Source organism: Pseudomonadota bacterium (assembly GCA_022361155.1).
GTDB lineage: Bacteria > Myxococcota_A > Polyangia > Polyangiales > JAKSBK01 > JAKSBK01.
The window spans coordinates 18,059-38,160 of record JAKSBK010000566.1 but is presented as its reverse complement, the minus strand read 5'-3'; the positions used below and the strand labels follow the sequence as shown (position 1 = coordinate 38,160).

The following is a 20,102-nucleotide window of genomic DNA, read 5'->3' as shown; positions in this document are numbered from 1 at the left end:
CCGGTGCCGTCGGCTCCGAAGGCCTACGTATTGGATCCAGCCGGTGTTGCGACCTGCTCTCCGCCTGCCAATTACGTTTACGACCCGCGTCTCGATGAGGTCAATTTCGCCGAGCAGGGCAACGTCTTCACGAAGCTTCCCAGCGCCAAGTACGCGGAGGGCGCGCTGCCGAGCTCGAAGTATGCGCCGGTGGTCTCCCGGGCACCGGTGGATCTGGGCGGAGCAGCATGCCAGCGGGTCAAGAGCGAAAACGGGCTCGTACAGGCACTGGGGCTGGCCGGACCGGCTGATCTACCGGCCGATGGGCAGCTTCTAGCGTGGCTCGTGATCGATCCGGCGGCGGCCGTTTATCCCTTGGGCCAGTCGGAAAAGGCGGGCCATTCGGGGCTCGGTCTGCAGCGCTGGGGCTGGTTGGATCGCTATCTCTTGGCCTACCTCGATGGCGGTCCGATTCCGACTGCTCCCGTGCCAAACACGATGTCCACACAGCTGTTGGCCCAAAAGCTCTACATCCCGAGCCTGGTAGCAACCGACCCGGCCGACCCATCCAAGACGAGCCCGGGCCAAGTGGGTGCAGGCTACGATGTGCTGCAGTTCATGCGGAACGAGCCGGGCTACTCCCCGCTCTGCGAGGTTTGGCGCTACAACGCGACCGTTGCGTTTGATCCGGATCGGCCGGAGCTCTACCAGGGGCCCAAAGACGAAACGTCTGTCCTGGCCATGGATCCAGCTCCCACTCGCTACCTGCCCACACCACAGGAAGAGCTCAGCGGCTTCGACCGGCGTTACGTCTACTGTTTGCAGGTCGTGCAGCAGGTTCCATGAGGAAGAGGGATCAGATGGAGGCGCGACTCGGGAAGCGAATGAGACTGTTGATGCTGACCGTACAAGCCGTGCTGGCGTTGAGCCCCGCGCTGGCGTTGGCCGTGGGCGAGCAGCTTGGACGAATCAAGGGGAGGGTAATCGACGACCAAGGCCAGCCCGTGGCAGGCGCCACGGTCACGGTGGAAGGAGCAGCGCTGATCGGCGAGCCGCGCCAGGTCAAGACGGACGCGCGCGGCCGCTTCTTGATCCAAAGGCTTGCGCCGGGCCCGTATCAGGTCAAGGTAGTGGTCGGCGAAGAGCAACCGCTGCTGCGAAACGCCAGCGTCCAGGCCGGGGACACGGCGTCGCTTCGGATCAAGACGACCGAAGTGGAGGTCATGGAAATCACCGGCATGGCGCTGAGCACGCAGGCCGACGCTGCTCAAACGGGTGTAGCGGTGGATGCCAAGACCCTGAACAAGACCGTGATTCGCTACTTCGGGAGCGTGCCGGCGAACGTGCCGGGCGTCACGGGCGGTTCCAACATCAAGGGAGGGACGGGCCGCAACACGCGCTGGCTGGTCGATGGGCTCGACATCACAGGTCGAGGCGGCAACGTGATGCCCTTCGACTCCGTCAAGTCGGTGGATGTCGTCACGGGTGGCGGCGAGGCGCAGTACAACGCGCTCGGAGGCGTCGTGAATACGATGACCGCCGACGGCTCCGATGAATGGACGGCGAAGGCGTCTTTGTATCTGGTCCGAGCCTGGATGTTCGACCGTACCAAAGCCGGCACGCTTGCAAACAGCTTCGAGCAGCCATTCAGCACGACTCGGCCGGGCCGGGGCGGCAATTACCTCGCCGCCCTCAGGGTGGGCGGCCCCATCATCAAGGACAAGTTCTGGTTCGACGCTGCGTACAAGCTGCTCCAGAACGTCGAGCCTCCTTTCATGGCTTCTCCCCTCGGCGTTCCCCCGTACAACATCCAGCACCCGAGCTACAAGTACACGACCCAGGGAGCGCGCGCCAAGCTGCAGTACGCTCCGACGTTGCGCCATCGGCTGCGGCTGTCGGCCAACACGTCGCCCGCCGCCTGGGACAACGCCGACAGGAGCAACAGTCGCTTGGCCGTGGCCGAGACCGGGGCGGCGCGAAGCTCGGGGTTCGTGATTGGCGCCTGGGATTACCTGCTCAGCGAGGATATCACCACGACCCTGCAGGTGGGCGTAACCGGCAGCCGGCAGCGCTGGGGACCTCAGGGCCGGGTGCGGAGCGTCGATTTCACAGGCTGCGAGCTGTTCAGCCCAAAAAACTGCGTCTACGATCCGCATCGAGCCCAGCACACCAACTTGGTGGACGGCACGCGCTGGTATCAGGGCGGGGAGGACTCGATCACTTCCCAGCGTGGCTTCCAGTTCGACCCGTCGGTTTCCATTCACGGCCGCTACTACGGCACCCACGACATCAAGATAGGCATTCAGGCATCGGCCGACTCCAACAACGTTACCAAGGAGACGCCCGGCGGCTACACCTACCAGGATCGCAAACCCGGAGCGAAGCTCGAGGATGGGCTGTGCGATCCCGACAACCCGGCCACCTGGGACGCCTGCTACCGGCGGACCGAGGTACCCTCCGTCGACACTACGCAAACGGGCTACCAGGCCGGCCTCTATATTCAGGATCGCTGGTGGACTCCCTTGGAGTGGCTCCACGTCATGCCGGGCATCCGGTTGGACTATGGCACTACCTATGCCAGCGGCGGAGAGCAGGTGACAAGCTTCCTTGGCTTCGGGCCGCGCCTGGGTCTGGCGTTCGACATCACCGGCGACGGCCGTAACGTGATCAGCGCGTACTATGGGCGGCACACCGAGCCCATGAACCTGCGAGCGGCACAGCGGCTGGACGAGTCACGGGTACAGACCGTTTCCACCTGGCAGTGGGATTCCAACACCGCGGCCTTCGACACCCTGGTGTCGAAGTCGGGCGGTGAAGGCAACTTCAGCGTCGATCCCAACGCCAAGATGCCTCATTCGGACGAGATCACGCTGGTTGCGCGGCGCGCGCTGTCCCCGAGCCTGACTGCGAGCGCCGAGTATACCTACAAGAAGATCTCCAACCGCTGGGCGACCGTCGAGATCAACCGCATCTGGGACCCCACGGGGTCAAGGATCGTCGGCTGGGTGGACCCTCAGAAGCAGGGCCAGACCGTTTCCTTCTACACTACCCCGGATGATAACCACACGAACTACCACGGCGCTTCAGTGACCCTCAACGGCCACCCGACACCCCGGCTGCGTTTCCTGGGTTTCTACACGCTTTCATGGACATACGGTCCGGGCGGGGGCTACGGCAACCTCAGGCAGCGGCGCTTTTTCGACGGCTACCTTGGTCACGACGTGCGCCACCAGTTCCGCGTGATCACGAGCTACGACCTGGACTACCTCAGCTTCGGCGCCATCGCGCATTACCGAAGCGGCTCGAACCGCACCAAGCGCTTCTATCAGCAGTCCAGCGGTGGCTACGGTCTTCGCCGCTCGCCGAACGGAACGCTGCCGCTCACACCGAACGATATCTCGGGCGTTACCGAGTTCCGCACGCCCGACACCTTCCATATCGACCTGCGTGCGAGCATCCAGGTGCTTCCCGTCAAGCTAGGACACAAGCTGAGGCTGCACCTCGATATCTTCAACCTGCTCAACATGCGGACTGCCACGGGCATAGCCACGGCCGATCGCAGCAACTTCGGCCAAGTGACCGGCCGGCAGACCCCTCGCAACTTCCGGATCGGTATGGACTACGAGTTCTAGTTAGTGCCCGTCCCGGCATGCAGCTAGGATCCGCGATTGGCCTTGATCTTGGCGATCGCGTCTTTGGCGAACCGGGACAGGACCAGGCGTCCGCTGAGCGCAGCACGCTCGGCGAGGAGCGAGTTCCAGCTCTCGGTGCCTCGCCATAGGACCCGCTTGAGCTCGGCCATGGCTTCGGGGTCGTGCGCGGCCAGTTTGCTCGTCACGGCCCGGAGCTTCTCATCCAAGTCTTCGATACTGGGCGCCACGTGTGTGTAGAGTCCATGCGCCAGGGCCCAGCTCGCGTCGCGCCATTCGGTGTCGATCGCCATTGCTCCAAAGGCGGTACGGCCGACTCGACGTTCCAGCACAGGGCCCACGACGAAAGGGCCGATGCCGAGGTCGAGTTCGCTCATGCGGACGGCCGCCTCCGTGGTTGCCAGGGCCAGGTCGGCGGCTGCTACCAGGCCCACTCCTCCTCCGACGACCTTCCCCTGGACTCGGGCGATCACGAACTTGTGCGAGTCCCGCATCGCCATGATGACCTTGGCGAAGCCGCTGAAGAAGTGCATGCCGGCTTCCTGTTCCGAAATGGCAGCCAACTCCTCGAACGAGGCTCCGGCACAAAACGGGCCGTCGCCCTGGCTCGCGAGCACGATGGCGCGCGCCTGCGGGTCCTCGCCGAAGCGTGCGATTGCGTCGGCGATCGAATCGAGCAGCGCTCGCGGCAATGAGTTTTTCTTGGGATGATGGAAGCGCACCCAGCCTATGTTGTCGCTGAGCTCGCTCGTAACCTTGCCACTTTCGCTCATTGTCATGGCACCTCCGGGACACGCGTCTGCTACTCGGCCAGGGGTGTTGCTTCCCGGCACCGAACCAAGGTGAGGATCGAATACACGGCGACCGATTCATCGTTCTGGTTGAGCACCTCGACGTCCCACTCGACCACGCCCTGAGGCGTGTCGTCGGGCTGGCGGCGTTCCTTGACGGTCTTTTGCTTGACGGTGAGCCGAACGCGAATCGTATCGCCCGCGTAGACCGGCTTGACGAAACGTAGGTTCTCGAGGCCGTAGTTGGCGAGCACGGGTCCCTCGGCAGGATCGACAAACAGCCCCGCAGCTGCCGATACGATGAAGTAGCCGTGGGCGACTCGCTTTTCGAAGATCGAGCTTCGGGCCGCCAGCTCGTCCATGTGCGCGTAGAAGTAGTCACCGCTGACGCCTGCGAAATTGACGATATCGGCCTCGCCGATCGTACGCCGCGCCGTCAAGAACGTCCTGCCGATGGCGAGATCCTCGTATGGTTGCCGGAAGGGGTGGATCTCGCTGGGTGTGGTCGCCGCGCCGCGCATGAACCGATTGCAGATCCTGCTCAGCGTGGTGGGGGAGCCCTGCAGGGCCGAGCGCTGCAGGTAGTGCATCACACCTCGCACACCGCCCATTTCCTCGCCACCACCGGCCCGGCCCGGACCGCCGTGGATCAGGTGAGGAAGCGGCGATCCGTGACCGGTGGACTCCTCGGCGCAGGCGCGATTCACGATCATGATGCGCCCGTGGTAGGCCGCTGTCCCTAGCACGACTTGACGCGCTACTTCGTCGTCGTTCGTGAATAAGGAGCCCACCAAGCTGCCCTTGCCGAGCTTAGCCAATTCGATTGCATCCTCGACAGTGCCGTACGGCATGACGGTGCAGACGGGGCCGAAGGCTTCTACGTCGTGGGCGGCGCGGTGCTTGAAGGGTTCCTTGGTGTAAAGCAGGAGCGCAGGCGAAAACGCTCCCTTGTCACGGTCGCCCCCGACGACCGCGAAATCGTCGGTGTCGCCGTAGACCAGCTCGGCGTCCTGGCGAATCTCGGCGACTCGCTGACCGACCTCTTGGACCTGTTCCAGGCCTGCCAGTGGACCCATTCGCACGCCCTTTTCCGCCGGGTCTCCGAGCGGAATCTTGCTCAGGCGCATGGACAGCGCTTCGATCGCGACACCGCTCAACCTATCCGGTACGATCGCACGCCGAATGGCCGTACATTTTTGGCCTGCCTTGACGGTCATTTCGCGGCTGACTTCGTTGACGAACAGGTCGAACTCGGGCGTGCCCGGCTCGCAGGCCGGCCCCAGAATGCAGCAATTGAGCGAGTCCGCCTCCATATTGAAGCGCACCGCATGGTTGACGATGCTCGGCTTCGCTCGCAGCCTCTGGCCCGTCGATGCGCTTCCCGTCAAGGTCACCACGTCCTGGCCTGTCAGGTGGTCCAGGAGGTCACCCACGGAGCCGCAGATCAACTGCAGGGCGCCGTCGGGGAGCACTGCTGCATCGAGCATGAGCCTGACCAGCTGCTCGCTAAGGTAGGAGGTTATGGTTGCCGGTTTGACGATGGCCGGTACCCCCGCGAGCAACGTGGGAGCGAGCTTCTCGAGCACCCCCCAGCAGGGAAAGTTGAACGCATTGATATGGACCGCGACGCCTTCGAGCGGCACGCATAGGTGCTGCCCCAGGAAGGAGCCACGTTTCGAGATCGCCTCGGGGCCCCCGTCCACGTAGAAGGTCTCGTCTGGGAATTCGCGGCGACCCTTACTGGCATAGACGAAAAGCGTACCGATGCCTCCATCGATATCGATCCACGAATCGGCCTTGGTGGCTCCGGTCGCGGCGGAACGGCGGTACAGTGCGCCCTTGTGAGCCGTAAGATGCTTTGCCAGCGCCTTCAGCATCCTCGCGCGCTCGTGAAACGTCATTCGGCGCAAATTGGGGCCACCCACAGAACGGGCGTGCTCGAGCATGCCGGCAAAGTCCACACCCTCGCTGTTGGCTTCCGCAACCACCTCGCCGTTGACGGCGTTGAGCAGAGGCCTCCCGCGGCCCGTGCCGGTGACCCATGCCCCCGCGGCGTACGATTGCAGTTTCATGACTCGTCCTTCGCTGTCTGTCGCTTCCGCCTGCCCGTTTCTACTCCTCTCGTGGCCGCAAGCGTTTCGCGCCAGGTCTTGTAGCGAGCAGCCTGGCTGGCTCGACGCTTCGGGCGCCGGCGCAGAGGCGTGCACGGCTTCAGGGTCCGGCGCAGGCTTTCGGGCAGGCTCTGGTACAGGGCCGTCCCGTCGCTTTTCCACGCCAGCATGTCGTCGCTCACATCCCTGACGATGCGGGCCGGGTTTCCCACCACCAGCTTGCGCTCGGGGACCACCATCTCGCTTGGCACCAGCGCCAGCGCGCCGACGATGGCTCCAGCCCCAACTCGGGCGTTGTCCATCACCACGGCGTTCATGCCCACGAGCGCGTTCGCGCCGATGCATGCCCCATGGACGATGGCGCCGTGCCCGATGTGTGCTGCTGCCTCCAGTCGGACGGTGACGCCGGGAAACATGTGAATGGTACAGCTCTCCTGCACGTTGCAGCCATCCTCGATGATGATCTCGCCCCAATCTCCGCGGATGGTCGCTCCGGGTCCGACATATACGTCCTTTCCGATCTGCACATTGCCGACCACCACGGCCGCGGGATGCACGAACGCGCTCGCGTCGATTACGGGCTTGACACCTTCGAACTCGTAGGTGTTGCTCACTGCACGCGCTCGATGATGGTCGCCATGCCCTGGCCGACGCCGACGCACATCGTACACAGCGCGTAGCGTTTGCGGTGCTCCTCGAGCTCGAGCATGGCTGTGTGGAGCAGGCGCGCGCCGCTCATTCCGAGCGGATGACCAAGAGCAATGGCGCCGCCGTTCGGGTTTACGCGCGGATCGCCCGCCTCTAGGTCGAGTCGCGCGAGGCAAGCCAGCACCTGGACGGCAAAGGCCTCGTTGATTTCGATGACGTCCACATCGGCCAGCGAAAGCTCGGCGCGCGACAGCGCCCGCTTCGTGGCTTCGATGGGTCCCAGGCCCATCACCTGCGGCTCTACGCCCGCCACCGCGCTGGTGACGAGGCGAGCTTTGGGGGCGAGCCCGTAGCGCTGGCAGGCTGCGTCCGAGGCGACGAGCAGCGCACAGGCTCCGTCGTTGATGCCGGACGAGTTGCCCGCCGTAACCGTGCCCCTTCCGTCGCGGCGGAAAGCAGGCCTGAGCCTGCTCAGGTCTTCGATGCGCGTGTCGGGGCGGATGAACTCGTCCTGATCGCAGACACGCGCCGGGCCCTTGCGCTGCGGGATTTCCACCTTCACGATTTCGCGTCCGAGACGCCCGCGCTCGCGCGCCGCCTTCGCCTTGAGCTGCGAGCTCAGGGCGAAGCGATCCTGGGGCTCGCGCGGGATGCCAAAACGCTCTGCGACGTTTTCAGCGGTCTCGCCCATGGAGTGGGTGCCGTACTGCGCCTGCATTTTTGGATTGACGAAACGCCAGCCGAGACTGGTGTCGAACAACTCTGCGTTGCGGCCGAATGCCGTCGCAGTCTTCGACAGTACGTAAGGCGCACGCGTCATGTGTTCGACACCGCCGGCAACGAAGAGCTCGCCCTGACCCACCGCGATCGCACGGGCCGCGTGGACCACTGCGCTCATGCCCGAGGCACACAGACGGTTGATGGTTTCGCCGGGGACTGTTACCGGAAGCTTGGCCAAGAGCGCTGCCATGCGCGCGACATTGCGGTTGTCCTCGCCCGCTTGGTTCGCGCATCCGGCAACCACATCGTCGATGGCGTCATGGTCCACGCTGGGATTGCGCTCGAGCAGGGCTTCAATGGTCAGTGCGAGCAGATCGTCTGCTCGTACCTGCGCCAGCCCTCCGGCGAATTTCGCTATCGGCGTCCGGATCCCGTCGACGAGATAGGCGTGCTTCTGCGCCGTCATCGTTCGCTCCCGTCCCCAACGTGCCCGAAGAAGCGCGCCCCGGTCTTCGCCATGCGTGTTAGCAGCACACAAGGGCGGTAGCGTTCTTCGCCGTACTCGTCCGCGATCGCACGCAGGCGTTGCACCACCCGATCGATGCCTATCTCATCGGCCCAGGCCAGCAGACCCTTGGGGTAGTTGACGCCCTTGGTCATGGCCAGATCGACGCTCTCCGGGCTGGCCACGCCGAGCAGCACAGCGTCGGCCGCCGTGTTGATCAGCATGGCCACGATGCGATCCACGATGCTGCGCCCGGCTTGCGGGTCGCGCTTGGGGCTGGGCATGTCGACCGGTCTGCCGGCATCGTCGTAGCGGTAGTGACCGCGACCGCTCTTGCGTCCCAGGAATCCCGCTTCAACCAGGCGCTGCTGCCGCAAAAACGGTTTGAAACGACTGTCCTGGTAGAGCGCGGCGTAAACCGATTGGGTGGCGGCTAGATTGACGTCGTTGCCGATGAAATCCATCAGCTCGAAGGGTCCCATGCGAAAGCCTCCGATGTCACGCATGGCCCAATCGATGGTCGCCTCGTCCGCGACACCCTCCTCGAGCAATCTGAGCGCCTCTCCGTAGAAGGGCCGGGCCACACGGTTGACTATGAAACCCGGTGTGTCCGCTACCCGTACGGCGGTCTTGCCCCAGCCGGCCACCAAGGCTCGCGCCCGGTCCGCAGCGTGTCGGTCGGTCTGCAGCGCACTGACGACTTCGACGAGCGCCATCACCGGTGCAGGGTTGAAAAAGTGCAAACCCACGACCCGACCTGGTTGCCGGCAGGCCGACGCGATCGCGGTTACGGACAGCGAGGAGGTATTGGTCGCCAGCAGGCTGTCGTCGTCAAGCAGTTCCTCGAGCTGCCTGAACAGCTGCTGTTTCGTGGCAAGGTCTTCGACCACCGCCTCGACGGCCAGGAACGCGCCGGCCAGCCGCGGGGTCAGCTCATCCACGGCCTGGACTCGCGCGAGCGCCGCATCCGCTTCGGTTCGCGTGATCCGCCCTTTATCGACCTGGCGGCCGAGGACCTTGTTCAGGGTGGTGCGAGCGCGCGCAAGCGCCTGCCCGTGCGTGTCGTAGAGGTAGGTCGTGTGGCCATGCGTCGCCGCGATCTGCGCGATCCCCGTTCCCATGGCGCCTGCGCCGAGCACGAGAACGGGCGCGGGGGTCGAGCTCCGAAGGGCTTTGTCCTCGGGGGCACCACGTTGCGTGAAGTGTTGCATGGAGTGTCTCACCGGCCCGTGAAGGTGGGTTTGCGCTTTTCTAGAAACGCGGCCACGCCTTCCTTGTAGTCGTGGCTACGACCGGCCTCGCCCTGCAGCGTGGCCTCGAGCGCCAGCTGCCGCTCGAGGTCGTTGTGGAGCGACTGGTTGAAGAGGCGTTTCGTCAGACCCAAGCCCGTGGTGGGCGCGCTGGCGAGTCGAGCGGCAAGCTTCTCGCTTTCCGGGAGCAGGTGTGGGGCCGGCACTGCTCGGTAGATAAGACCGATGCGCTCGGCTTCCACGGCGCTCACCTCGTTGGCGAGCATCACCATGGCCTTGGCTCGCGCGAGGCCCACCAGCCGTGGCAGCAAGAAGCTGCCGCCGCAATCGGGAATCAGCCCGATCTTCGCGAACGACTGTACGAACACCGCGGTTTCTGCTGCCAGCACGAAGTCGCATGCCAATGCCAGGTTTGCTCCGGCGCCGGCCGCGACGCCGTTGACAGCGCAGATCACCGGCTTTTCCAGCGCGCCGATCGCGCGCAGCATCGGGACCCACTGCGTCGCTACGACGCCGGCCAAATCCACGCCGGGCTTGCCATCCGCGTCGAGTACATCCTCGAGATCCTGGCCTGCGCTAAAGGCACGGTCCGAGCCCGTAACGAGCAGTGTGCGCACAGCGCTGTGGGAGCAACGCTCCAGCGCACCGAGAAACTCCTGCGCCATCTGCCGATTGAAGCTGTTGAGCTTCTTGGGTCGGCTCAGAGTCAGGCGGGCGATGCCCGATTGCTCTTCAACACCAAAGCGTACGTACTCATACCGGCAGGTTTCCTGCAACATCGATTCCTCACGTGATTCGCACGCTCCTGGAGGCGGCCGCAGCAACGAACGCCTCGCGACTATCTCCGTGAAACCTCCTCGAAACAGCTCTACTTGAAACAGCTCAACCGTTGCGACGGCGATTCGCCGGCCTGTTGGCCGCCAGCCGCGCGCCGCCCTGCACGGCCGCAGCCGATTGAATCATTCTTGGACGGGCCCTTACTCTTGTACACTACTCGCGGACAAACTGGAATCTGCCGAACCCTGCTCGAACCCTACGAGCGAACCCTGCGAGATCCGCGGGCCCGGGCGAGAGGCGGTGCAGGTTTGACGATGCAGTTTCGCAGTAATTGTTCACGGGGTGACCACGCTTGCATGGCGCCTTCCCAGGCGGTTTTCTGGACAGCTTTCGTCCTCGTCCTCGCCCTGCGCCGCAGCTGATTCCAACCGCAGCCCACAAGTACTCCTCGGGCGATTCCTGCGGGCGCGCTCGCCCGGAAAACCGCCTGAAAACCCGACTGACAGGGGCCTGAACAGTTACGTTTCGCACAAGGGTTGCTGGCGCTGGAATGAGCCCGGGACGAGCTTTAGCGGCAGGTGAATGTCGACGCTGCCGGCGGGAGCAGGCCGCGGAAAGGTCAGCCGACGGGCCGCGTCTGTCAAACAGGCAGCCAGGGCGGGATCCTGGCTCTGCTGTGCCAGCATGCACGCGTGGCTTACGCGGCCGTCAGCGCCCACGCGCAGCGCCACCACCGCCCGGCCTCCTGCGGCCGCTTGGCCGCGCGCCCTGCTCAGGCAAGCGCGGGCGCTCGCCTCGAGCGGGACGACGAACCGGCGCACACTCGCGACGTCGAGCTCGCCTGCATCAAGATTGGCATCGAGCTCGGGCAGGCCTTCGGGGCAACTCAGGCGAGGGCTGGGAGCGGCCGGCGGTGCGCGAGGCAGGCGGGTTCCGTGGGGCAAGGTCACGGCCAAGGCCACGTCCTGGATGGCTCGCGGCAGGTGACGCAGCAGCTCTGCCAGCGAAGCGGCTGGCACGCCCGCATTGGCAGTCACGAAGAGTGTCACTCGCTGCTGAGCGACAAGCTCCAGCAGTCTTGCTGCGAGCGCGTGAGCTCCCATCGGTCCGCCATCACCCGAGCCGGCCTGACTTGACGTTCGCAAGTGTATCCCTTCCGGCGTGAGAAAGAGTCCCACCGGGACCGCTCGCAGACTTCGGGGCGTGGTCAGCGTGAGCGCGCTCAGCAGCAGCCCGGTGTCTGACTCGCCGATCAGCCCCCAGCGGGTGAGCACCCCCACCCCGCCATGGTGGCGCCGCAGTCGCGTGCCGAGGTCGGAGGGAGGGTCGGGTATGGGGTTCACCGCAGCCGCAAGCTCGGCATCGAGACGCAACCCAGCAGCACCAGGGGCTGCCCGGCGCAGCAGACAGCCTCGGCCGGCGCTGGACCGAGCTCCTGCTTCGATCGCGCGGGCAGCCTGCACCAGGGTCTGGAAGGTGGCGTCCGCGTTCAGCGACCGGGGATCGGCGGCTGGGGCCTTGCGCCGCCGGGTTGGCGAGGAGACCGACTGCACGAGGCCGCGTCCATCGTGCGGCGCTGCCTGTGGCGCGTGCTGGGATACTGGAGGCGCCACCACGCCGCCGCAGCCGAGCGCCATGCAGGCGCCTAGTACAACGGCCCGGAAACTCGATCCGAGTTTATGGGCTGTTGTGCCTGAATCGACAAGGGGTCCACGGATGCACTGGTGGCCGATCCGGGTTCCGGAGCCGGTCCTCACCAGCCCTGGGGCCGGTTCCGGAACCCGGACCGCACTTGCGATCCGCGGTACCAGGAAGCGCAAGAGCAGACCCACGCGCCAAGCCTAGCAAACGCGTCCCTGGCAAGAAACTTGGCCCGGCGACGACGTGCCGCTTACGTTGGTGGCATGTTTCGTCCCCGAGTGGTGACGCTGCTGCTGGTTGCAGGTGCCATGGGGATCCTTGGCGTCCTGATGGTGGTTTCGCAGCACGCGCTGGCACGTATGGGTGGTGTGGCGGAGGCGGCCCCCGCCGGCCTTGCCAGCCGCTCCCTGGGGTTTCCCTGGCAGGGAGCCCTGCTCGGTGCGGTCGCGCTCAGACCCTCGCGCTACGTTCGACACGTGGCCGAGTACAGGGATCGCGGCCACTTCTACGGGACGCTGGAGCTCGTGCGATTGCTGCAGCGTGTGGCCCGGGGCGTGGCCTTTCGGCTGCCGGGTGCCAGGCTTTCGGTCGGAGAGCTCTCGCGGCGCTACGGAGGGGAAATCGGCGGGCACCAGTCGCACCAAAACGGTCGCGACGTGGACCTCGGATTCTACGTGAACGATCGGAACGGGGTCCCGGCCGAGGCCAGCCGCTTCGTCGAATTCGGCCGCAGCGGGGTTGGGCGAGGCCGCGATCGGCATCTGCGCTTCGACGACGCCCGCAACTGGGAGCTCGTGTCGCGCCTGCTGACCGATGCGGACGCCAGCGTGCAGTATATCTTCGTCTCGCGGGCCCTGAAGCGTCGATTGCTCGCGGAGGCTCGTCAACGCCGTGCCCCAGCTTGGGTGCTCAGGCGTGCACGTGTGGTGATGCGCGAGCCACGCCGGGGCCATCGTCACCGCAATCACTTTCACGTACGGATCTACTGCCCTCCCGCTCACCTGCCGTCTTGCCGCGATCGCGGGCCCTATTGGCCTTGGGTGGGCGCGCCGTCGCTGCTGGCGTCGGAGCCAGCGCCGGTTGCCGCATCGAGTTGGGCGTCGATCTCCGCGTCGGCTCCGGCCTGGGTGGCGGCATCGATGGCAGCGTCGACGCCGGCATCCGGCGCCGTAGCCGCATCCGCAGCCGCGGCATCCGCAACGCCCCCGCCATCGGACACGGTCGCGGTTGGCCGGCAGGCACACGCGACGTCCTTTGCCACGCAGTGAGACTGCCACTGGGTTCGGCCTTCGCGCGCGATGCCGTTGCTCGCAAGGCAGCACTTGTGGCCAACCTGGCACGCGTGCTCGCCGCACCGCACCTCGCCCCCACCGCTGCCCGCATCGCTGCTGGGTTGCGGGCCGCTGTCGAAGCAGCGGTGCAAGAAATCCGGCAGGAAGTAGCTTCCGAGGCACCGATGAGCGGGGTTGCTGCAACGTGCGCCCGGGTGACACATTTCGAAGTAGTTGCCGCTGGGGTCCGCGGCCCCGGCGCATGAATCCAAGCAAACAAACCTGTCGTACTGGATGGAGCTCACCTGCGGTTTGCTGCGCGAGCGCCCGCAGCAGACTTGGCCGGGGCAGTCTTCCGGACCGTCGCAAACCACTTCGACCAGCGCCTCACAGGTGGCCTGAGCGTCGTAGGTGCAACGGCGGGGTGCAGCCCCGCCGGCCGGTGGATTCGCAAGCGGGAGCTGCGCTTGAGCCACGCAGCCAAGTCCCGTGTGCAGGTCGAGCCCCCCGCAGGTCCCACCCGTCGTGCAGCAGCCTCGCCAGATAACCGATCCCGGCAGCTCGATGTCCGGACAGCTGAGGTCGACCCCACCTCTTCTGCGGCGGGGTTCGTAGCAGTGCGGTTCGGGAATCAGAGAACTGCTCCAACCGCATTCATCGCCGCGGCAGCATGGTCGCAAGCCCCGTGCGCGCTGCTCCATGCTCACGCGACATGCGGTAGCACCACAGATTCTCGCGGGGTTTGGGACCGTTGCAGCGTCGCCGGAAACATCGACGGCGGCTGCGTCCGCCGAGCCGCCCGTAGCGCCGCGGTCCTGGCAGCCGGCGCTCACGAGCCCGGCCACGATCGACAGCAAAGCACGGCTGCACCCCGTGCGCCGAACACCGATCGAGCGCTCGCAGATGTTAGGCTCCGCCACCGAATAACCTGTGCAGATCGCAGCAGACCGGGCGTCGCCGGCAAGGCGCGACGACGAGGAATATTGGGGATATTTCGAGGAGGCGCAACACAGCCAGCGACGTTTGGGACCTGCGACGTGGGCAGGTTCCCGTGGCCGAAATCGCGTGGGGGCTCGCGTTGGATCGTGCTAGGCTTGCTCCGGTGGCACCGCCATGGCCAAGATCCTGGTGATCGACGATAGCGACGCGGCCATACGTGTCGTCCGACGTGCGCTCGAGGAAGCGGGGCATCAGGTGGTCAGCAGCGGCAGCCCGTTTGCTTTCAGCCAGATCATGACGGCCGAAAAGCCCGACCTTGCTCTGGTTGATGTGAATTTGCCCGCGATCACGGGAGACAAGCTGATCCAGATCGCTCGGACCTGCGACGCCTCACACAGTTGTCCACTTGTGCTGTATTCGGCTCGCGCGCCGGAACAGGCAGAGCGCCTGGTGCGCAGCTGCGGCGCGAGCGGCTTCATCGACAAGGCCGCGGATCCAGCCACGCTCGTTTCTCGCGTGCAAGGCTTTCTGCAAAGCGCCTCCTAGGGGAGGCGGAAGGTCACCTTGGCTGGATAAGAACCAGGGTCCGGCAGCCTCCAGGAGGCGACACTGCGTACAACGCAGTCGAATGCGCGCTCACCGATTGGTCGCCGGGCGGCCGCGCCGACTGCCATGACCCGGCCGCCGGGGGCGACGTACGCGGTAAGCTCACAGCCGCTACAACCAGGGCAGGTGGAGAGCTCCGAGCGATGCTCCTTGATCGAGTCGCTTACCCGTACCTGCTGCCAGGTCACTGGAGCTCGTACGTCCTCGCTCACCTCGACCTCGAAGCTCCAGGTGAATTCGGCCGCGTTCCCGCCGCTGGGCCGCGGAAAGCGGGTGCTCTGCGCGACGGCCAGCATGCACAACTCGGTTTCGCGGTCCCCGACCGTGGAACGGTGGGGTCCTACCCTCGTGACACGCCCCTCCGAGTCGACCCGGAAATGGAGCTCCATCGAGCCCGCCAGGAACTCGAGCTGCTGCATGCGCGATTGGAAACACCGCACAAGGCGGGCTTGCCTGGCCGACATGCGCTGCTCGATCAGGCGCTCGGGGATCGTTCCCATGATGCCCTCGACCTGTATGTGGGTCATTGCGGCTGGCTCGTCCGCCGGCCTCGCAGCGGCTGCTCTGGGGGATGGGGTAGCTCGCGACGATGCGGGTGTCGCCCCGGCTCCGCAAGCGATCAGCAGACACGCGGCTGGCAACCAGCGCAGGCCCATCTGTGTAATCTTGCGCGTGTGGGGTCTGTTGCGTCAACGCCTTCTGCGTTTGCGGGGCTTGAGCGCCTTGCGCGCGCGAGCAGCGAAACGACCCTTGGGAGCGCGGCGCAAGTATTCCCGGTACGAGGCTCGCGCACCCCGGCTTCTCGTCGCCGCAAACAGCTCTCCCCTGAAGAAATAGGCCTCGGCGGGGGCATGCGACTGCAGCGTGAGGCCGAGCGCCGTTTCGAGCGATTCGCGAGCGTCGGTGAGTCTCTTGTCCTTGAGATAGGTCTCGGCACGCAGCGTCAGCAGCTGCGCCAGGACCGCCTTGGGGCGCACACGACCTCTCAGGCTCTGCTCGGCCTGTTCGAGCAGGGCGAGGGCGCGGCGGGCGCTGCCCGCACGTGTATGGGTACGCGCCCGGCCGATCAAAGCCTCCGGAAAGTCGGGGTCCTTTCCAAGGGCACGATCGTAGAGCGCACCCGCGGGATCCACCTTGCCGATTCGGTACAACGCGTCCGCGTGCAGGCACAGGACCCCGGCAGCTGCCTGCTCGCTCTTGGTGAGCGGCGCCAGGATCTTGACGACCTTGCGCGGATTGCCGCGCGCGAGCTCGAAGCGCGCCGTGGCCTCCCGTACATAGGGTCTATCCCGCCAGGGCTCCGCGATCGTGGCAAGCACGCGCGCGGCTTCGTCGAAACGCTTGAGCCCGGTCAGCGCTTCGAGTCGGCCGAGTACCCAGCGCTGTGCCTGCCCAGGCGCGTCCTCGTACACACGATAGGCCTGGAGATAATCGCCTCGATCCAGGAGCAACGCGCCGAGCGCAAGCCGGGCCTGCGTATACGCCGGCGCGAGCGCAACCGCCTTGCGCAAGTGGGTCTCTGCAGCATCGACAGCTCCCAGCGCGCGCTTCACGCGCCCGTGCAGGTACTCCACGAGCGGGTCACGCGGTCTATTGGGGCTCAGCCGTTTGAGCACAGGCTCGGCCAGCGCGAATCGATGCGCGCTCAGGGCGGCCTCGATCAAGGCCAAGGCGGCATCGTGGTTGCGAGGGGACCGTTTTGCGAGCCGGATCGCTTGGCGGAGCAGCTTGTGATCGGCCGACTCCCCCTGCGCGCTGCGCAACTGCACGCGCAGTCGGAGCAACAGCGCTTGCGTTGTCGGATCACGGTCGGGATGCGACGTGGCATGACCCTGCAGCCGCTCGAGCGCCTGCTCGATCGCCTTGGGCTCCGCCGTCAACAGCGCGGCCCTCGCACGCAACAGCAACACCCCCGGCTCACTCGTGTGCGTCCGCTGCAAGACCCCGAGGGCGCGCTTGCCGTAGCCCCGGCGGATCAAGACATCGGCGAGCAACTGGCGCTGCGCCAGCACGTCGGGCCGAAGATGCAGGGAAATCTCGGCAGCTCGCTGAGCAATCTCGAGATCGTGGTGCTCAGACGAGGACTGCGCTAGAGCGTGGGCCTCGGCGGCCAGACTCTCCGCATCCAGCCGGCCCTGACCTTCGTACTCCGCTGCCCGTTCTAGTGCGATCAGCGCATCCTCCAGCTGTCCAGCCTCTCGCAGCCGACGCGCGTCCTGCCAGGCCTGGCGCGCTTCCCCAGCGGCCACCGGCGGAACGTCGGGCGGGACGCGCTTGGCCGCCGGGGGGGGAGTCGGTGCCGCCGGGGGTGCCGCCGGGGATGCCGCCGGGGGTGCCGCCGGCATGCTGCCGGCAACCGGTTGGCCTTCCGGCTGGGGCGCCACCAAACCCGCAAGCTCCACAAGCTCGCGCCGCTGCAGCCAGCTCCAGTAAGCGATGCCCGCGATCACGCCTGCAACGGCGATCCACGCCAGCAAGACCCGCAGCGTGCTGCGAGGCTGAATCACCTCACGGAACGCATCGGCGTCCGGCGCCAATTCCAGGGTTTCTGTCTCACCCGCGACATGCTGGTAAGCTCCGTTTGCGCGTGCCGGCAACCGCGCCGCGCTGCTCGGGTGCAAGCTCGCTGGCTGCGGCGTGTCCCGCACCGGCCGTGGCGTATCCTGCGCCGGATGTTCGGACGCAGGAAGCTTGTTTCTTGCGCCCGGGAACTCATCCTCGCTGGGGCTGGGCTCATTCGAGATAGCATGCCGTAGCGTATCCGGCGTCTTGGCTGGAAGCTGATCGTGTCGGGTACGCAACGCGTCGCCGGCCATCCTGATGGGTGAGGCGACTGAGGGTTCCGAAAGGCGCGCGACGCTCGCTTGTTCGGGGGTCTCCCCTGTAGTGCTTGGTCGCGATCGAGAGTATCGGCCTACCGCCGTCGTGTCCATCTCGCGGTCATCCTCGGCGGCGCGTGTGGCAGGCTCACTGGTGCGTGTAAGCCCGGCCAGGCGGCCAGCCCTGCGGCGAAGCTCGCCGGCTTGCTCGTCGGCGGGGTCCAGGGAGCACGCCCGTGACAGTACGCGTTCTGCACGGTCCGGGTCGCCGCGCCGCAGCAGCACCTGTCCCAACCAGCGATAAGCGGGCGCGTACGTTGGATCTCGGCGCGCTGCTTCGATCAGCGACGTCTGCGCGCGCGCCAATTCCTGCTCCTCGTAGTAGGCGCGTCCCTGCAGCACGAGCAGCTTGGCCTCGGAGCCCTCTACCCGAGGGTTGGCACGCGCCACCTGTCTGGCATCCCGGATCCTGCCTGCTGCCAGCAGATCGCTGGCCAACCTGACCGCGTCCTCAGCCCGCCAATTGGAACGGAAACGCAGCAACCGCGCATCCAGATTACCGGCGGTCTGCTCGCCACTACCTCTGGTCACAACGTTGCAATTGTACCAGACCGGGGGAAACTCGGACGACACTACCTTGATGTCCAGGTTCTGGCCCGATCGGGGTCCAGCGTCCCGATCGCGGCAGCTTCGTTGGAGTAGGGATGCACCGCACGCTCGCGCAGCAAGCACCAGCCGGAAGCGGAAGTTACAGCCCGGCGCATCATGAGCGTCATGAGCGCCGTGGTCGCCGCTTGTGCACGCTCGCGGGGTCGGCGTGTCTGCTGTTCGGAGCGGCTTGCTCGCATGGCTCCTCGGCCGGGCCCGAACCTGGAACGAGCGCCCGAGCCTTTGCGGCGGCAGTGGCGGATGAGCGCTACGAGGAGGCCTATGGATGGATGGCGCGCGACTTGCGCGCTCGGCTTTCTCTTGCGGAGTTTCGAGCGCTCATCGAGGGTAATCCCGCAGAAGCTCGGCAGCTGGTGCGAGCGCTTCTGCGTCGTCCTGCACAAGCCGAACAATGGGCGACGCTGGCCTACGGGGATCGCCAGTCCTTGCGGTTGGTACGCGAGCCGGGAGGCTGGCGCATCGCAACACGCGTTGTGGACTTCTATCCGCAATCGTCTCCGCGAGCTGCGTTGCGCACCTTCATTCGCGCAATGCGGCGCAAGCGCTACGGGGTCGTGCTCAGACTCGTGCCCAACGCGCTCAAAGGAGGCATCAACACCCAAGAGATGAAGGCGGCGTGGGAGGGCGAAAACCGAGACGACACGCAGCGTCTGCTTTCCAATCTCAGTGAAAACATCGACAATCCTATCGAGCAAGTGGGCAACCACGCGACCATGGCCTACGGGCAAAGCAAGAGCGTGACCTTCCAGCGGGAAGACGGGCGGTGGAAGATCGTCGACCTGGACTGAGCACGCTGCCCGGGTTTCTCCGCCGACCATCGAGACGACCTGTTCGACTTCTTCGAGCGCCTCGGCCATCACGTGTCCGGGCAAGGGCAGGGAAAGCACCGCGGGACGGTCCAACCTTGTCGAGTCTCACCGCCAGAGGCGGTGGCTTGCCGGAATCGAGTGAGCCTACTTTGGAGCCTTCTCAGTGAAAGGTTCCTGAGCAGTCGGTATACTCCGCGCCCATGATTTTCGTAGCTTGTGCGGGTTTCCCGGTGGCGACGAGTCGCTACTTCCGGGAGTTCATGGCGGTGGAGATCAACCAGACCGAGCTCGGCATTCCCGGCGGAGGGACCGTGCGCCGCTGGCAACGGGAGTGCCCCGAAGGCTTTGGTTTCAGCGTGTTGGCACCGGGAACCCTCTCGAAGGCCGGCTTCTCCGTGGACAAGACGAACACCGAAACGGTCAAGACTATCGCGCAACTTGCGCGCACCCTGGCCGCTGTGGCGGTCGTGTACCGTGCCGGCGACGAATTCGCCGCGAGCAAGCCGAATCGCACCAAGCTGCGCCGATTCGCGCTTGCGTTGCCTCGCCTCATGGGCACGCGTGGACCCCGGCCTGTGCTGGACCTACAGGCCTGGTCCGTGCAGGACGTGCTGGCTACGATCAAAGACGCCCCCGTCAGCGTGGCCGTGGATCCGCTGACGGACCAGCTGGATCACTCAGGGACCCCGGCGGGGAGGCTCTCGAACACCGTTCTTTATCTTAGGCTGCCCGGGCCGTCCGGTTATCGGTCCAGGTACACCGACGACCACGTCGATCGTGCCATGGCGTATGCGAGGGCCAGCAAGGCCAAGAAGGTCTTCGTGGTGTTTCGGAACATCGACATGTACGTGAATGCTCAGCGCGGCATGTCGGCGCTGAGTTCGGGTTAGGACCCGTCCGAGAATGCCCGTTCCTGC

The 20,102-nt window shown here is 65.7% G+C and carries 16 protein-coding genes; 7 read left to right on the top strand and 9 right to left on the bottom strand.

Annotation, left to right across the window (positions count from 1 at the left end; genetic code table 11):
- Positions 1–825: hypothetical protein (locus MJD61_21335; protein ID MCG8557803.1), on the top strand; the 825-nt coding region annotated here is incomplete at its 5' end.
- Positions 822–3,611 (top strand): TonB-dependent receptor, encoded by a 2,790-nt coding sequence (locus MJD61_21330; protein MCG8557802.1) that lies wholly within the window; start codon positions 822–824, stop codon positions 3,609–3,611. The genes MJD61_21335 and MJD61_21330, both read left to right, overlap by 4 nt.
- Positions 3,612–3,634: 23 nt before the next feature.
- On the opposite strand, the gene MJD61_21325 is transcribed toward MJD61_21330, so the two are convergent.
- The 7 genes from MJD61_21325 to MJD61_21295 all read right to left on the bottom strand — a co-directional run bounded on the left by MJD61_21325 (position 3,635) and on the right by MJD61_21295 (position 12,068).
- A complete protein-coding gene (locus MJD61_21325) occupies positions 3,635–4,402 on the bottom strand; it encodes an enoyl-CoA hydratase/isomerase family protein (GenBank protein ID MCG8557801.1) in 768 nt (255 codons plus the stop codon).
- A gap of 29 nt (positions 4,403–4,431) precedes the next feature.
- Entirely contained in the window at positions 4,432–6,492 is a 2,061-nt protein-coding gene (gene paaZ / locus MJD61_21320) for a phenylacetic acid degradation bifunctional protein PaaZ (GenBank protein ID MCG8557800.1), read from the bottom strand.
- Positions 6,489–7,145 (bottom strand): transferase hexapeptide repeat family protein, encoded by a 657-nt coding sequence (locus MJD61_21315; protein MCG8557799.1) that lies wholly within the window; start codon positions 7,143–7,145, stop codon positions 6,489–6,491. The genes paaZ and MJD61_21315 overlap by 4 nt, the downstream gene beginning before the upstream one ends.
- A complete protein-coding gene (pcaF, locus tag MJD61_21310) occupies positions 7,142–8,365 on the bottom strand; it encodes a 3-oxoadipyl-CoA thiolase (protein ID MCG8557798.1) in 1,224 nt (407 codons plus the stop codon). The genes MJD61_21315 and pcaF overlap by 4 nt, the downstream gene beginning before the upstream one ends.
- The gene (locus MJD61_21305) at positions 8,362–9,615 is read right to left on the bottom strand and encodes a 3-hydroxyacyl-CoA dehydrogenase NAD-binding domain-containing protein (protein MCG8557797.1); all 1,254 of its coding nucleotides are present in this window, start codon (positions 9,613–9,615) and stop codon (positions 8,362–8,364) included. Before MJD61_21305 ends, pcaF begins: the two co-directional genes overlap by 4 nt.
- Positions 9,616–9,623: 8 nt before the next feature.
- A complete protein-coding gene (locus MJD61_21300) occupies positions 9,624–10,433 on the bottom strand; it encodes an enoyl-CoA hydratase-related protein (protein ID MCG8557796.1) in 810 nt (269 codons plus the stop codon).
- Positions 10,434–10,949: 516 nt separating this feature from the next.
- On the bottom strand, positions 10,950–12,068 hold the full coding sequence (locus MJD61_21295; protein ID MCG8557795.1) for a hypothetical protein: 1,119 nt from the start codon (positions 12,066–12,068) through the stop codon (positions 10,950–10,952).
- 267 nt (positions 12,069–12,335) lie between these two features.
- Between MJD61_21295 and MJD61_21290 the strand changes: the two genes are divergently transcribed.
- The 3 genes from MJD61_21290 (at position 12,336) to MJD61_21280 (ending at position 14,828) form a co-directional block, all read left to right on the top strand.
- Positions 12,336–13,340: a penicillin-insensitive murein endopeptidase gene (locus MJD61_21290; GenBank protein MCG8557794.1), complete on the top strand. Its 1,005-nt coding sequence runs from the start codon at positions 12,336–12,338 to the stop codon at positions 13,338–13,340.
- A complete protein-coding gene (locus tag MJD61_21285; protein MCG8557793.1) occupies positions 13,337–13,609 on the top strand; it encodes a hypothetical protein in 273 nt (90 codons plus the stop codon). The genes MJD61_21290 and MJD61_21285 overlap by 4 nt, the downstream gene beginning before the upstream one ends.
- Before the next feature lie 847 nt (positions 13,610–14,456).
- Positions 14,457–14,828 (top strand): response regulator, encoded by a 372-nt coding sequence (locus MJD61_21280; GenBank protein MCG8557792.1) that lies wholly within the window; start codon positions 14,457–14,459, stop codon positions 14,826–14,828.
- Here the strand turns inward: MJD61_21280 and MJD61_21275 are convergent.
- Both MJD61_21275 and MJD61_21270 read right to left on the bottom strand, forming a co-directional pair.
- Positions 14,825–15,415: an AgmX/PglI C-terminal domain-containing protein gene (locus MJD61_21275; GenBank protein ID MCG8557791.1), complete on the bottom strand. Its 591-nt coding sequence runs from the start codon at positions 15,413–15,415 to the stop codon at positions 14,825–14,827. The genes MJD61_21280 and MJD61_21275 overlap by 4 nt on opposite strands.
- Before the next feature lie 162 nt (positions 15,416–15,577).
- Positions 15,578–18,298, bottom strand: a complete 2,721-nt coding sequence (locus tag MJD61_21270; GenBank protein MCG8557790.1) for a tetratricopeptide repeat protein — start codon at positions 18,296–18,298, stop codon at positions 15,578–15,580.
- A gap of 113 nt (positions 18,299–18,411) precedes the next feature.
- Between MJD61_21270 and MJD61_21265 the strand changes: the two genes are divergently transcribed.
- Together MJD61_21265 and MJD61_21260 are read left to right on the top strand one after the other, a co-directional pair.
- Positions 18,412–19,164, top strand: a complete 753-nt coding sequence (locus MJD61_21265) for a hypothetical protein (GenBank protein MCG8557789.1) — start codon at positions 18,412–18,414, stop codon at positions 19,162–19,164.
- A gap of 221 nt (positions 19,165–19,385) precedes the next feature.
- On the top strand, positions 19,386–20,075 hold the full coding sequence (locus MJD61_21260; protein ID MCG8557788.1) for a DUF72 domain-containing protein: 690 nt from the start codon (positions 19,386–19,388) through the stop codon (positions 20,073–20,075).
- Positions 20,076–20,102 lie beyond the last annotated feature (27 nt).

Excerpts from the sequence above, each read along its gene's own strand:
- MJD61_21325 (MCG8557801.1), bottom strand. The coding sequence starts at position 4,402 with ATGAGCGAAAGTGGCAAGGTTACGAGCGAGCTCAGCGACAACATAGGC.
- MJD61_21260 (MCG8557788.1), top strand. The coding sequence starts at position 19,386 with ATGATTTTCGTAGCTTGTGCGGGTTTCCCGGTGGCGACGAGTCGCTAC.
- MJD61_21290 (MCG8557794.1), top strand. The coding sequence starts at position 12,336 with ATGTTTCGTCCCCGAGTGGTGACGCTGCTGCTGGTTGCAGGTGCCATG.
- pcaF (MCG8557798.1), bottom strand. The coding sequence starts at position 8,365 with ATGACGGCGCAGAAGCACGCCTATCTCGTCGACGGGATCCGGACGCCG.
- MJD61_21265 (MCG8557789.1), top strand. The coding sequence starts at position 18,412 with ATGCACCGCACGCTCGCGCAGCAAGCACCAGCCGGAAGCGGAAGTTAC.
- MJD61_21300 (MCG8557796.1), bottom strand. The coding sequence starts at position 10,433 with ATGTTGCAGGAAACCTGCCGGTATGAGTACGTACGCTTTGGTGTTGAA.
- MJD61_21330 (MCG8557802.1), top strand. The coding sequence starts at position 822 with ATGAGGAAGAGGGATCAGATGGAGGCGCGACTCGGGAAGCGAATGAGA.
- MJD61_21305 (MCG8557797.1), bottom strand. The coding sequence starts at position 9,615 with ATGCAACACTTCACGCAACGTGGTGCCCCCGAGGACAAAGCCCTTCGG.
- MJD61_21275 (MCG8557791.1), bottom strand. The coding sequence starts at position 15,415 with ATGACCCACATACAGGTCGAGGGCATCATGGGAACGATCCCCGAGCGC.
- MJD61_21280 (MCG8557792.1), top strand. The coding sequence starts at position 14,457 with ATGGCCAAGATCCTGGTGATCGACGATAGCGACGCGGCCATACGTGTC.
- MJD61_21295 (MCG8557795.1), bottom strand. The coding sequence starts at position 12,068 with ATGGCGCTCGGCTGCGGCGGCGTGGTGGCGCCTCCAGTATCCCAGCAC.
- paaZ (MCG8557800.1), bottom strand. The coding sequence starts at position 6,492 with ATGAAACTGCAATCGTACGCCGCGGGGGCATGGGTCACCGGCACGGGC.